Here is a 12,396-nt window from a genome sequence, read left to right on the forward strand (position 1 = left end):
GATCGGCCACCTCAGCCCCCTGTGCCCCAGCGGGCGAAGGTGCCCCAGAACCATTCGAACTTGGCGGCGAAGGCCACGAAGACGACCCAGGCCAGCGACATCGGCAGGAAGACCTTCCAGCCCAGGCGCATCAGCTGGTCATAGCGGTAGCGGGGCGTGATTGCCTTGACCATCGCGAAGACGAAGAACATCAGCAGCATCTTGATCAGCATCCACAGGATACCATCCGGCAGGCCCGGGATCGGGGACAGCCAGCCGCCGAAGAACAGCAGCGTGATCAGCGCGCACATCAGCACGACCGCCACCAGTTCGCCGATCATGAAGAGCAGGAAGGGCGTCGACGAATATTCCACCTGGTAGCCGGCCACCAGTTCGGATTCCGCTTCGGGAAGGTCGAAGGGCGGGCGGTTGGTCTCGGCAAGGGCCGAGATCAGGAAGAGGAACAGCATCGGCAGGTGCGGCAGCCAGTACCACGAGAAGAACCCGAAGCGGCCGTCCTGAGATTCAACGATGTTGCCGAAGTTCATGGAGCCCGAAGAGATGATGACGCCGATGATGATCAGGCCGATCGACACCTCGTAAGAGATCATCTGCGCGGCAGAGCGCAGCGAGCCCAGGAACGGGTATTTCGAGTTCGACGCCCAGCCGCCCATGATCACGCCGTAGACCTCGAGAGAGGAGATGGCGAAGACATAGAGGATCGCGACGTTGATGTCGGCCACGACCCAGCCGTCGTTGAACGGGATCACCGCCCAGGCGACCAGCGCCATGACAAGGCTGATCATCGGCGCCAGCAGGAACACCGCCCTGTCGGCACCAGCCGGGATCACGACTTCCTTCACGATATACTTGAGGAAGTCCGCGAAGCTTTGCAGCAGCCCGTAGACCCCCACAACGTTGGGGCCGCGCCGCATCTGGACCGCGGCCCAGACCTTGCGGTCAGCATACATCAGAAAGGCGAGCGCCACCAGAAGGGGGACAACCAACAGGAGAACCTGTCCGATCAGGGTCAATGCGATCCCGAGGCCCGTGGAGGTAAAGAATTCAGCCATGCTTCCTCACACCGTAGGTATTCCGTTTTCCGCGCAATTCTGGACGACGACTTCTGCGTCGAGAGTCCTGAGACCGCGCGGCAGAGATGGCGAGATGGTGTAAACAGCATCTCCTGCCCACACGCCACCCTTTTCCTGCACATTCGTGCGTAAATGCCGCGTAAATCCGTAACCCCGGATCAGCGCGTATTGCGCGGCGGCACACTCGATATACCGTTCCACATCCCCGCCATCCCGGGCGCCCGTCATGGACACGCGAAACTCGACAAGATCCCCGTCCAGCAGCCGGGTTTCGACCCCGCCGTAGCCGGGCCGAAAGGGGGTGTCCTCCGCCTGGGGCGATGAACAGGCGGTCAAAGCCGCCCCCGTCGCGATATGAGCGATGGCCACCATCCCTCTTCTCATTCCGCCGCGATCGGCGCTTCGCGGCGGGCCTTGGCATTCGCCGAGAGCTCCGCCATCAGGGCCGAGGCCCGCGCGATCGGGTTGGAGAGATAGAAATCCCGGACCGGGGACAGGAACGCGCCCTCGCCCAGGTCGCCGCTTTCGGGCAGCTGCCAGTCGTTCTCGGCCACCTGGTCCAGCTTGCCCAGATGCGGATGCGCCTTCACCAGCGCCTGGCGCAGCTGCGCCACCGAATCGAAGGGCAGCGTCGCGCCCAGCTCGGCCGACAGCGCCCGCAGGATCGCCCAGTTTTCCTTGGCCTGGCCCGGCGGAAAGGCCGCGCGCAGCGCCAGCTGAGGACGGCCCTCGGTGTTGACGAACAGCCCCGATTCCTCCGGATAGGCCGCGCCGGGCAGGATCAGGTCCGCGCGGTGCGCGCCCCGGTCGCCATGGCTGCCCTGGTAGATGACGAATGGGCCATCCGCGATCTCGATCTCGTCCGCGCCAAGGTTATAGATCACCTCCGCGCCCTCGATCGCCTCGGCCATGCCGCCTTCGGTCACCGCGCCCACATCCATCGCGCCCACGCGGGCGGCGGCGGTGTGCAGGATCAGGACCTTGGCGCCGGCGGCCTCGGCCGTCTTCATCGCCAGAGCCAGCACGGCGCCGCCATCGGGCCCCTGCAGCGCGCCCTGACCGATGATCATGACACCGGGGACGTCGGTCTTGTCGGAATGATCCATCTCGGCCAGCTTGGCCAGCGCCTCGCGGCCCGTGCCGATCTCGGACACGTCATATGTCAGATCCGCCTGCTCGCCGATCCGAGCCACCTTGGCGCCCATGGTCCAGGCTTTGCGGATGCGCGAATTCAGCACCGGCGCCTCGACGCGCGGGTTGGTGCCGATCAGAAGGATGTTCTTCGCGTGGTCGACATCCTCGATCGTCGCGGTGCCGACATAGGCCGAGCGGTTGCCGATGGGCAACTTGGCACCGTCGGTCCGGCATTCCACCGTGCCGCCCAGCCCTTCGACCAACTGCTTGAGCGCAAAGATCGCCTCGACCGGGGCCAGATCGCCGATCAGGCCGGTCACCTTCTTGCCCTTCATCGCCTCTGCCGCCGCCGACAGCGCCTCGGGCCATTCAACAGGGGTCAGCTTGCCGTTCTTGCGCAGGTAGGGCTTGTCCAGCCGCTGCCGACGCAGGCCGTCCCAGACAAAGCGCGTCTTGTCGGAAATCCATTCCTCGTTCACGCCGTCATGGTTGCGCGGCAGGATCCGCATGACTTCGCGGCCCTTGGTGTCCACCCGGATGTTCGACCCAAGCGCATCCATCACGTCGATGGTCTCGGTCTTGGTCAGCTCCCACGGGCGGGCGGTAAAGGCATAGGGCTTCGACACCAGAGCGCCCACCGGGCACAGGTCGATGATATTGCCCTGCATGTTCGAATCCAGAGTCTCGCCCAGGTAGGCGGTGATCTCGGCATCCTCGCCACGCCCGGTCTGGCCCATCTGGTGAATGCCGGCCACCTCGGTCGTGAAGCGGACGCAGCGCGTGCACGAGATGCAGCGCGTCATGTGGGTTTCGACCAGCGGGCCGAGGTCCAGGTCGTCCACGGCGCGCTTCGGCTCGCGGTAGCGCGAGAAATCCACGCCATAGGCCATCGCCTGGTCCTGCAGGTCGCATTCGCCGCCCTGGTCGCAGATCGGGCAATCCAGCGGGTGGTTGATCAGGAGGAACTCCATCACCCCCTCGCGGGCCTTCTTCACCATGGGCGAATTGGTCTTCACCACCGGCGGCTGGCCGTCCGGGCCGGGCCGCAGGTCGCGGACCTGCATGGCGCAGGAGGCCGCCGGCTTCGGCGGGCCGCCCACGACCTCGACGAGGCACATCCGGCAATTGCCGGCAATCGACAAGCGCTCGTGATAGCAGAACCGGGGAATCTCGATACCCGCCTGTTCGCAGGCCTGGATCAGGGTCATTGCCGGATCCACCTCGATTTCCTGGCCGTCAATGATGATCTTGCGGAGGTCAGACATGGGTCAGTTCTCTTTCAGATACACGCCGATGGCGCTGTTTCGTTCGATTTCCACGTGCCCACGGGCACGGGTGTAAGGGGTCAGGGCCGCCGTGTCCGGGCCGGCCGCAGGGCGGTGCGGGCATGGGCCGCCCTGCTCCGCCGGATATGCGCCGCCACAGCTCACGGGTTACACCGTCCCACGAGGGTAAGCGTGTCGTTTTCGACCGGCACGACCTCGGCCTCCGGGCCGATCTGCCACTTGATGTCGGAATTGCCGAAATTGTTGATGCAGTAGCTCGTGCCTTCGTATTTCCCGGCCCGGCGCGCCGCCGACATCGAGGCCGAGACCGGGCGCACCGTCACCTGGAAGGATTTGCGATCGTTGCGGTCGGGCGTCTTTGCCTTGCGGCGGAAGTCGATCCCGTCGAACAGCACGGCCTCGCGGCTGCTGAAGAAGCCCGACGAACAGCCGCCGGTCACCGTGACCGCGACCAGCGCACAGCACAGGATGGCCTTGCGTGCCTTCATGCCGCGCCCCCGGTCCGCGCAGGGCCCCGCCACGGGGCGGCCGGCGCCGAAATCATGTTGCAATTCAGTTCGTTCATCTCGTCCGTCATGTGCCGCGTCGCGCGGTCAACGTCCGGGCAGATCCTGCCCGCAGTCGTGGCGGCCCGCGCTGCGGCCCCGCCGTGATATGCTCTGGCCGGCCTCATCCGAAGGCCGATCCGCAATGGTTCTGCACCCGCCACTGCCCCGGCAGCTGGCTGACCGTGCCCGCTGCGGGCGCTTTGGGCAGGCCATAGGCCTCGCAGAAGGCGCTGGCGATGGCGATCGCTTCGGTCGGGCCGATGCCCTGCATGGGCTGGCCGTCGGTACGCACGATGTCGATGATCGACGCGTCGAACCGCGCCTCGGTGGCGCCGCCCGAGGACGCGATCACCTCGGTCACCTCGCGCACCGCGAAATCCACCGTGTACTCGGTCCCGTCGAAGGTGACCGGTCGGCTGACGCCCGAGGCCGATTCCGGCAGACCTTCGCAGCCCGCAAGCACAAGGCCCGAGACCGCAGCCGCCAGGACGAGGGCGCCGCGCCGCATCATGCCGCATCCCCCTGCCCGGCCGCCCGCGCCGCGCGCAGATGCGCCCAGCCGAATGCGTAGTCGCTGTCGCCATGTGCGGCCAGATGATCCAGCCGCGCCTTGGCGTCGCCGATCGTCGGCCGCTCGCCCTCAGCCAGCCACCACATCACCAGCCGCGGGCCCGTGTTCTCGGCTTCGTCGTACCATTCGCCGCGCCGGTCGTAGAACCGCTTGTGCACCGTGTTCCACACGAAATGCTCCAGCGATTCAACGTCTTCCCAGACCGAAAGAGTCGATGCGGTCCGGGGATTGCCCCCCAGCACGCCGCCCGTATCCTTCTGCGCCGCGTCCATGTCGTCGTCGGTCATCCGCCAGACAAAGCCCGGGCTGCGCGCAGCCACGGCATTCACGCGATCCAGATTGTTCACGAAATCCGCCACGCGCGGATCGTCCCAATCATGGGCCAGCGTGCCGATGTTGAACTCGGCGATATGATGACCGACGGGCTGCAAGGTTACTCTGCCGCCACCGCTGCGCTGATCCGGCCGGCCTTCTGGGCCTTGATCCGGTCCTCGATCTCGTCCCGGAAATTGCGGATCAGGCCCTGGATCGGCCAGGCCGCCGCGTCGCCGAGCGCACAGATCGTGTGGCCCTCGACCTGCTTGGTCACGTCGAAGAGCATGTCGATCTCCTCGATCTCGGCCTCGCCCTTCACCAGGCGGTCCATGACCCGCATCATCCAGCCGGTGCCTTCTCGGCAGGGCGTGCACTGGCCGCAGCTTTCATGCTTGAAGAATTTCGACAGCCGCCAGACCGCCTTCACGACGTCGGTGGACTGGTCCATCACGATCATGCAGCCGGTCCCGAAAGACGACTTGTTCTCGCGCATCCAGTCGAAATCCATGATCGCGCCGTCCAGCTGGTCGGCCCGCAGGATCGGGCAGGACGCACCGCCCGGAATGATCGCCTTGAGGTTCTTCCAGCCGCCGCGGACACCGCCGCCGTGCTTTTCGATCAGCTCTTCGACCGGCAGCGACATCTCTTCTTCGAAGACGCAGGGGGTGTTCACGTGGCCGGTCAGCGCGAACAGCTTGGTGCCCGCGTTGTTCGGACGCCCGAAGCTGGAAAACCAGTCGGCCCCGCGCCGCAGGATCGTCGGCACAACGGCGATGGATTCCACGTTGTTCACCGTGGTCGGGCAGCCGTAAAGGCCGGCACCGGCCGGGAACGGCGGCTTCATGCGCGGCATGCCCTTGCGACCCTCGAGGCTTTCCAGCAGCGCGGTTTCCTCGCCGCAGATATAGGCCCCGGCCCCGTGATGAAGATACAGGTCGAAATCCCAGCCCGAGCCGGCCGCGTTGGCGCCCAGCAGGCCGTCGTCATAGCAGGCATCGATCGCCGCCTGCAGCGCCTCGCGCTCACGGACATATTCGCCGCGGATATAGATGTAGGACGCATGCGCCCCCATCGCGAAAGAGGCGATCAGCGCGCCCTCGATCAGCGTGTAGGGGTCGTGCCGCATGATCTCGCGGTCCTTGCAGGTCGCGGGTTCGGATTCGTCGGCGTTGATGACCAGATAGGCCGGGCGCCCGTCGCTTTCCTTGGGCATGAAGGACCATTTCAGGCCCGTCGGGAAGCCGGCGCCACCACGGCCGCGCAGGCCGCTGTCCTTCATCGTCTGGATGATCGAGTCGCGACCGCGCGCGATCAGATCCGCCGTGCCGTCCCAGTGGCCCCGTTTCTTTGCACCTGCGAGCGTGCGATCGTGCATGCCGTAGAGGTTGGTAAAGATGCGGTCTTCGTCCTTGAGCATGAGCCCGTTACCCCTGGTTCTCCTGGCGCATGCGCCAGATCTGGAAGATGTTCACGCCGGCATAGACGAATGCCGCCAGCGCTGCAAAGTCGAATAGAAGCAGATACCTGTCGGACAAGCCGACCGACGGCGCGACCACCTGGATCAGCAGCCACAGCACCGCGGCGCCGGCAATCACCAGCGCGACGTGCCGGCCCTTGCGGGCGATGGCCTTGTCCTGGTCGGTCTCCCGTCCGGTATCCACGTCTCTCGTGCTCCATCCCGGCTGGGCCGGGCGTTTCGTTTTCCCGGCCAGGCGGCCGGGACCCAATGAACGACGGCATGCCGGCAATGCCGGACCCGTCTGTCATCCCCGGTCTGCGCCGGGGCTCTGTCCCTGTGCCCCGATCCTGCCGGGGCCGTCTTGTCCCGCGCGGTTCAGGCGCCGCCGGGCGTGTATTTCCATGTGCCCTTGCGGGCGGCCAGCTCGGCCTCGCCGGGCAGCGGCGTGCTGGGCTTGACCAGCATCGCCCCCTCGGGCGTCCCGGCCTTCGGCACCTCGGCCGGGGCGGTGTCCGCCACCGGGGCCGCAGGGGCCACCGGGGCAGGTTCGGACGACGGAGCAGGCGCCGGTTCGGCCTGCGGCGCGGCGGAGTGCGGAGCGGCAGCGGTGGCCTGCACCGTCCCTGCCCCGCTCTCCTGCGCTGTCTTGCGGCCGCCGACCCGGCTGAAGATCAGGTGGCCGATACCGACGGCGGCGATCCCCGCAATCAACGACCTGCCCAGGCCTGTTCCGGTCATCAGGAGAAGCACCGTGACGGCCCCTCCCAGGATCACCGGCTTCTTCCAGATTGCTTGTGCGTCATCCGCCATCCGTCGTCCTCCCCAACCTCAGTTAATCCCCGTCGTAAATTCCCTCGTCCTTGGCGCGCTTGGCAAAGTCGGTTTCCTCCCCCGACGCCAGCTGCTTGGCCTGCGACACCCAGTCGTCGCGCGACACGCGGCCCCGGAAGCCTTCCAGGTTCTCGTCGACCCAGGCGATCTCGGCCTCGGTCCAGCTGGCGATCTGGTCGAAATGGTAGAACCCCATCTCGTGCAGCAGCTCTTCCAGCTTGGGGCCCACGCCCTTGATCATCTTCAGGTCGTCGGGCTTGCCGTCGCGCGCGCCGTCCAGCGTATCGGGCTTGCTGGGCGTGGCTTGTGCCCCCGGCGCCGGTTCCGGCGCACTCTGCTGGGTCGGCTTCGTCTCGGCCTTCATGTCGGTCTTCGGGGCGGCCTTGGTCTTCACCTGCGATGCGCCGTCCTTCAGCCAGGGCGTCAGCAGCGGCACCTCGGTCCCGTCGATGCGCTTGACCGTGTCGCCGATCTCCATCGCCAGCGCGACGGAGGCGTTGTACTCTGCCCTGTCCCCGGCGCCCTCGGCCAGGCTGGTCAGCCCGTCCTTCGGCTCCGAACTGTAGCGGCCGTTCTGCGGGCCGGGCACCGGCACCTCGCCAGCCACCAGCGCGTCAAGCAGCTTGCCGAAGCTCTCGGCGGTCAGGTCCTCGTAGTAATCCTTGCCGATCTGCGCCATCGGCGCATTCGCGCAGGAGCCGAGGCATTCTACCTCTTCCCAGGACAGTTTGCCATCGGCCGAGATCCCGTGCGGCTTCGGAGAGATCTTCTCCTTGCAGACGGCCATCAGATCCTCTGCCCCGCAGATCATGCAGGAGGTCGTGCCGCAGACCTGCACATGCGCCACCGAGCCCGTCGGCTGCAGCTGGAACATGAAATAGAACGACGCCACTTCGAGCGCGCGGATATAGGCCATGTCGAGCATGTCGGCGACATGTTCGATCGCCGGGCGGGACAGCCAGCCCTCCTGCTCCTGGGCGCGCCACAGCAGCGGGATGATCGCGCTGGCCTGGCGGCCTTCGGGATACTTTGTGATCTGACCTTCGGCCCAGGCCTGGTTGGCCGGGGTGAAGGCGAAGCTTTCGGGCTGTTCGGGATGAAGACGACGCAACATCAGGCTTTTCCTTCCGCAACCGGGGGGCAGACGGCACAGGCCGTGTGCTGCGCGCCCGGACATTCTTTCGACTTGGCACGGGCCGCGTCGATTTCGTTGTTCATCCGGCCCTGAGCGGCCCGGGCCCGGACCATGTCCGTCCCCCGGGGCGACAGGCCCGTAAATTCCCGCGCCGCCAGGGCGCGCCACGAGACCGGCAGGCCACCAGAGGCAGCCCGGGGCAGGATATGACCCGCCACCCCGCTCACGCCGAACAGGGCCCCGTGGTGATCCGGACGCCGCCCTCTTCCATCCGTTCGGCACCGCCGAAGGCCAGATAGAACTGGGTGATCTCGATCACCTGCTCGCGGGTCAGATTGGCCTGGAATTCCACCGCGCCGAACTGGCGCTGGTCGATCAGCACGCAATCGGTCGTCGCCACGGCGGCCAGGTAATCATCGCGCTGCTCGGCCGAGCTGGTCGCACCGCCGGCCGCCATTGCATTCTCGTCACAAGCCGTCAGGGCCGAGAGCGCCGCGATCAGCATCGCGCCGCGCATCAGCCGGCGCCCTTTCAGGCCGGTCATTGCCGTCGTCGTCTTCGTCACCGGTCCACCTCGCCGAACACGATATCCATGGTGCCGATGATCGCCGCCACATCGGCCAGCTGGTGGCCGCCCGCCACGTAATCCATCGCCTGCAGGTGCAGGAAGCCCGGCGCCCGCAGCTTCGCGCGGTAGGGCCGGTTCGACCCGTCCGCCACCAGGTAGACGCCGAATTCGCCCTTGGGCGCCTCGACCGCGGCATAGACCTCGCCTGCGGGGACGTGGAAGCCTTCGGTGTAAAGCTTGAAGTGGTGGATCAGCGCCTCCATCGAGGTCTTCATGTCCGACCGCTTCGGCGGGGTGATCTTGCCACGTGCCAAGACTTCGCCCGGCTCGGCCCGCAGCTTGGCCACGCATTGCTTGATGATCTTGGTCGATTCGCGCATCTCGGCCATCCGGACGAGATAGCGGTCATAGCAATCGCCGTTCTTGCCGATCGCCACCTTGAAATCGAACTCGTCGTAGCATTCGTAGGGCTGCGAGCGCCGCAGGTCCCAGGCCAGGCCCGAGCCGCGCACCATCACCCCCGAGAAGCCCCATTCCTGGATGTCCTCTTCGGTCACGACGCCGATGTCGACGTTGCGCTGCTTGAAGATCCGGTTCTCGGTCAGCAGCCCGTCGATGTCGTCCAGCTTCGACGGGAATTCATTCGCCCATGCCTCGATATCGTCGACCAGCTGCGGCGGCAGGTCCTGGTGCACGCCGCCCGGCCGGAAATAGGCCGAGTGCAGGCGCGCGCCGCAGGCGCGTTCGTAGAAGATCATCAGCTTCTCGCGTTCCTCGAAGCCCCAGAGCGGCGGCGTCAGCGCGCCCACGTCCATGGCCTGCGTGGTCACGTTCAGCAGGTGGTTCAGCACGCGGCCGATTTCCGAATACAGAACCCGGATCAGCGAGGCCCGGCGCGGCACTTCCACACCCGTCAGCCGTTCGATCGCCAGGCACCAGGCATGTTCCTGGTTCATCGGCGCCACGTAATCCAGCCGGTCGAAATACGGCAGGTTCTGCAGGTAGGTCCGGCTTTCCATCAGCTTCTCGGTGCCGCGGTGCAGCAGGCCGATATGCGGGTCGCAGCGTTCCACGATCTCGCCGTCCAGCTCCAGCACCAGCCGCAGCACGCCGTGCGCGGCCGGGTGTTGCGGGCCGAAGTTGATGTTGAAGTTCCGGATCTTCTGTTCGCCGGTCAGGGCGTCTTCGAAGCCTTTCGATCCGTCCATGTCAAATCTCCTGAGCCAGGGAAGCCGGTCGGGCGACTGCGTGCAGCGCGCCAATCTGGTCAGACATCACGATGCTCCTTCCATATTGTGCGCCCATGCCTTGGGCAGTCCGCCGAATCTTTCGGCAACGAATGTGTATTGCGGGCCAAGCACCTCGGCCGCCGCGCGGGTATAGACCTCGGGCATCGCCCTGTACTGGCCGACATTCACCCGATTATCGGGCTGGCCGGGCCGCGCGTTGATCCCGAGGAAATCCGTGATCCGCCCAAGCGTTTTCTCTTCGAAGAGGTCTTCGTAGAAGAGATAGAGACGATCCTCTTCCGGCACCTCCGCGTCCAGCCGTGACACCGTGCCCGCGTAATCGGACAGCTGTATCAGCTCCGGATCCAGAATCGCCTGCCAGTTGGCGGCGAAATCCTCGATCGGCATCGGAGACTGCTGGTTGACGTATTCGTAATACATCCGCAGCGCCGACCAGAGCCGGTCGACCGGGTCGCGCATGATGTAGATGAACCGCGTGACCGGGGCCATGGCCCGCATGCGCGCGATCCCCTCGGCCTCGACGGTCGCGTAGCCGGGCGTCACGTCTGCGATCACGGGCTGGCCCCTGTAGCCGTCCATCAGCACACCCTGATAGGCCTCGTCCGTGGGCATTTCATGCATCGCCACGATCTTCCGAAGCACCGAGCAGCGCTGTTGCAACGCCGCGTTCTCCGGATCGCCCTTCAGCCTGGCTTCGGCCTCGGCCAGCTGCGACTGGCGCCAGCCCGTCACAAGGTCCTTGCCATAGGTGTTCCCGTGCAGGAAGTCGAAGTAATTCAACTCCTTGATCACCGGGCTGTAGCATTGGGGATGGCGGCGCAGATAGCCGTGAAGCCAGCTGGTCCCGGCCTTCTGCGCGCCCACGACGTAGGCGATATGCGGTGTCTGCGTGGTCACGCGTGGACCTCCGAAGTCAGAATGACAGCCGGCTGCATGGCCCGATGCGATTGCCCGGCCCGGCAGTGCGTCCTTGTGGTGGCTCGTGCGGTCACAGCTTCTCCAGATCCTGTAGTTTCAGGCCCATCCACCAGATCATCGCGATGGTGCCCAGCGGGATGACGCAGACGGCGGCCCAGTATTTGCTGATTCCGAAATGCGGCAGCAGTTTCAGCATCGGGATGGTGGCAGAGGCCATGACGGCCCAGGCGAGGAATTCCATCAGGCTCCCTCCACCGGGGGCGCGAACATGGCCATGACTTCGGCGCCGGTCATCTTCTTCGTGTCGCCGGCCAGCGCGTAGCTGCCGGGTTTCTCGTCGTAGAATATTTCCGACACCAGCGGGAAGGCCGAGGGATCTTCGAACGTCTGGACCGACACGACATTCATCTTGCGGTCTGTCGTGCGCCAGGCCAGCGTCGAACCGCAGGTGGCGCAGAACAGCCGCTCGCCCCAGTCCGAGCTTGCGTAGACACCGACCGGCGCGCCATCGGAGAAGGACAGGCTGTCACCGCAGCCCACGCCGATGAACATCCCCCCGGACCACGTCCGGCACATGCCGCAATGGCACACGCCCGACGTCGCCTCAGGCACCGCCGTGAAGGTGCAGGCGCCACACAGGCAGGATCCGGTCAGGGCGGTGCTCACTTGGCGCCCTCCTCCTGCTTCTCGTCGCCGGGCAGGATGTAATGGGCGCCCTCCCAGGGGCTCATGAAGTCGAACTGGCGGTATTCCTGCACCAGGCTGACGGGTTCGTAGACCACGCGCTTGAGCGCCTCGTCATAGCGGACCTCGGTATAGCCGGTGGTCGGGAAATCCTTGCGCAGCGGGTGGCCGCGGAAGCCGTAATCGGTCAGCAGGCGCCGGAGGTCCGGGTGGCCCGAGAACAGGATGCCGAACATATCGAATATCTCGCGCTCGAACCAGTTGGCGCTGGGATGCACCGAGATGATCGAGGGCACCAGGTCCTCTTCGCGGACCTGCAGCCGCAGGCGGATGCGCTGGTTCTGGTACATCGACAGGAAGTGGTAGACCACGTCGAACCGCTTGGCGCGTTCGGGGTGATCGACCGCAGTGATATCCACCAGCGAAGAGAACTTGCACGAGGCATCGGATTTCAGGAAGTCGACGAAGCCCACGATCGAGGCCGGGGCGACGGTGATCGTCAGCTCTCCGAACGCGACCTCGTAGCCCAGCACGCAATCCGGGCGCTTCATCTCGATATGGGCGCCGAGTTCCTTCAGGGCGTCACTCATCGCATGGCCTTTCCTTCTTGCCGGGCGTCCCCGG

General features: G+C 65.8%; 16 protein-coding genes. All 16 read right to left on the minus strand.

Translation table 11 applies throughout. From position 1 onward, the window contains the following. Positions 1-11: 11 nt before the first annotated feature. Complete coding sequence (gene nuoH / locus ATO3_RS04495; RefSeq protein WP_088648567.1) at positions 12-1,052, minus strand: NADH-quinone oxidoreductase subunit NuoH; 1,041 nt, start codon at positions 1,050-1,052, stop codon at positions 12-14. A 6-nt stretch (positions 1,053-1,058) separates the two neighbouring features. Continuing rightward, the gene (locus ATO3_RS04500) at positions 1,059-1,445 is read right to left on the minus strand and encodes a hypothetical protein (RefSeq protein WP_088648568.1); all 387 of its coding nucleotides are present in this window, start codon (positions 1,443-1,445) and stop codon (positions 1,059-1,061) included. Between the two features lie 8 nt (positions 1,446-1,453). Then, a complete protein-coding gene (gene nuoG, locus ATO3_RS04505) occupies positions 1,454-3,472 on the minus strand; it encodes an NADH-quinone oxidoreductase subunit NuoG (protein ID WP_088648569.1) in 2,019 nt (672 codons plus the stop codon). Positions 3,473-3,633: 161 nt separating this feature from the next. After that, the gene (locus ATO3_RS04510; RefSeq protein WP_143747221.1) at positions 3,634-3,981 is read right to left on the minus strand and encodes a hypothetical protein; all 348 of its coding nucleotides are present in this window, start codon (positions 3,979-3,981) and stop codon (positions 3,634-3,636) included. Between the two features lie 181 nt (positions 3,982-4,162). Continuing rightward, a complete protein-coding gene (locus tag ATO3_RS04515) occupies positions 4,163-4,552 on the minus strand; it encodes a dsRNA-binding motif domain-containing protein (RefSeq protein WP_088648571.1) in 390 nt (129 codons plus the stop codon). Then, positions 4,549-5,043 (minus strand): DUF3291 domain-containing protein, encoded by a 495-nt coding sequence (locus ATO3_RS04520; protein WP_088648572.1) that lies wholly within the window; start codon positions 5,041-5,043, stop codon positions 4,549-4,551. Before ATO3_RS04520 ends, ATO3_RS04515 begins: the two co-directional genes overlap by 4 nt. A gap of 2 nt (positions 5,044-5,045) precedes the next feature. Next, on the minus strand, positions 5,046-6,344 hold the full coding sequence (gene nuoF, locus ATO3_RS04525) for an NADH-quinone oxidoreductase subunit NuoF (protein ID WP_088648573.1): 1,299 nt from the start codon (positions 6,342-6,344) through the stop codon (positions 5,046-5,048). Positions 6,345-6,351: 7 nt separating this feature from the next. Further along, complete coding sequence (locus ATO3_RS04530; protein WP_088648574.1) at positions 6,352-6,588, minus strand: DUF5337 domain-containing protein; 237 nt, start codon at positions 6,586-6,588, stop codon at positions 6,352-6,354. 173 nt (positions 6,589-6,761) lie between these two features. Continuing rightward, the gene (locus ATO3_RS04535) at positions 6,762-7,196 is read right to left on the minus strand and encodes a hypothetical protein (RefSeq protein ID WP_088648575.1); all 435 of its coding nucleotides are present in this window, start codon (positions 7,194-7,196) and stop codon (positions 6,762-6,764) included. Positions 7,197-7,218: 22 nt separating this feature from the next. Then, complete coding sequence (nuoE, locus tag ATO3_RS04540) at positions 7,219-8,331, minus strand: NADH-quinone oxidoreductase subunit NuoE (RefSeq protein ID WP_088648576.1); 1,113 nt, start codon at positions 8,329-8,331, stop codon at positions 7,219-7,221. A 244-nt stretch (positions 8,332-8,575) separates the two neighbouring features. Then, entirely contained in the window at positions 8,576-8,896 is a 321-nt protein-coding gene (locus tag ATO3_RS04545; RefSeq protein WP_088648577.1) for a hypothetical protein, read from the minus strand. Between the two features lie 17 nt (positions 8,897-8,913). Continuing rightward, entirely contained in the window at positions 8,914-10,128 is a 1,215-nt protein-coding gene (locus ATO3_RS04550) for an NADH-quinone oxidoreductase subunit D (protein ID WP_088648578.1), read from the minus strand. A gap of 66 nt (positions 10,129-10,194) precedes the next feature. Further along, a complete protein-coding gene (locus tag ATO3_RS04555) occupies positions 10,195-11,067 on the minus strand; it encodes a sulfotransferase family protein (protein ID WP_158217901.1) in 873 nt (290 codons plus the stop codon). Positions 11,068-11,158: 91 nt separating this feature from the next. Then, positions 11,159-11,329 (minus strand): hypothetical protein, encoded by a 171-nt coding sequence (locus ATO3_RS28975; RefSeq protein ID WP_198963197.1) that lies wholly within the window; start codon positions 11,327-11,329, stop codon positions 11,159-11,161. Next, the gene (locus ATO3_RS04560; RefSeq protein WP_233152023.1) at positions 11,329-11,754 is read right to left on the minus strand and encodes a GFA family protein; all 426 of its coding nucleotides are present in this window, start codon (positions 11,752-11,754) and stop codon (positions 11,329-11,331) included. The genes ATO3_RS28975 and ATO3_RS04560 overlap by 1 nt, the downstream gene beginning before the upstream one ends. After that, complete coding sequence (locus ATO3_RS04565) at positions 11,751-12,362, minus strand: NADH-quinone oxidoreductase subunit C (protein ID WP_088648580.1); 612 nt, start codon at positions 12,360-12,362, stop codon at positions 11,751-11,753. The genes ATO3_RS04560 and ATO3_RS04565 overlap by 4 nt, the downstream gene beginning before the upstream one ends. Positions 12,363-12,396: the final 34 nt, after the last annotated feature.

This window comes from Marinibacterium profundimaris, assembly GCF_002210095.1.
Classification (GTDB): domain Bacteria; phylum Pseudomonadota; class Alphaproteobacteria; order Rhodobacterales; family Rhodobacteraceae; genus Marinibacterium; species Marinibacterium profundimaris.

Bases quoted from the DNA above. Each gene is read 5' to 3' on its own strand.
- ATO3_RS04550 (WP_088648578.1), bottom strand. From the start codon at position 10,128: ATGGACGGATCGAAAGGCTTCGAAGACGCCCTGACCGGCGAACAGAAG.
- ATO3_RS04565 (WP_088648580.1), bottom strand. From the start codon at position 12,362: ATGAGTGACGCCCTGAAGGAACTCGGCGCCCATATCGAGATGAAGCGC.
- ATO3_RS28975 (WP_198963197.1), bottom strand. From the start codon at position 11,329: ATGGAATTCCTCGCCTGGGCCGTCATGGCCTCTGCCACCATCCCGATG.
- ATO3_RS04535 (WP_088648575.1), bottom strand. From the start codon at position 7,196: ATGGCGGATGACGCACAAGCAATCTGGAAGAAGCCGGTGATCCTGGGA.
- ATO3_RS04545 (WP_088648577.1), bottom strand. From the start codon at position 8,896: ATGACCGGCCTGAAAGGGCGCCGGCTGATGCGCGGCGCGATGCTGATC.
- ATO3_RS04515 (WP_088648571.1), bottom strand. From the start codon at position 4,552: ATGATGCGGCGCGGCGCCCTCGTCCTGGCGGCTGCGGTCTCGGGCCTT.
- nuoH (WP_088648567.1), bottom strand. From the start codon at position 1,052: ATGGCTGAATTCTTTACCTCCACGGGCCTCGGGATCGCATTGACCCTG.
- nuoE (WP_088648576.1), bottom strand. From the start codon at position 8,331: ATGTTGCGTCGTCTTCATCCCGAACAGCCCGAAAGCTTCGCCTTCACC.
- nuoF (WP_088648573.1), bottom strand. From the start codon at position 6,344: ATGCTCAAGGACGAAGACCGCATCTTTACCAACCTCTACGGCATGCAC.
- ATO3_RS04510 (WP_143747221.1), bottom strand. From the start codon at position 3,981: ATGAAGGCACGCAAGGCCATCCTGTGCTGTGCGCTGGTCGCGGTCACG.
- ATO3_RS04500 (WP_088648568.1), bottom strand. From the start codon at position 1,445: ATGGTGGCCATCGCTCATATCGCGACGGGGGCGGCTTTGACCGCCTGT.
- nuoG (WP_088648569.1), bottom strand. From the start codon at position 3,472: ATGTCTGACCTCCGCAAGATCATCATTGACGGCCAGGAAATCGAGGTG.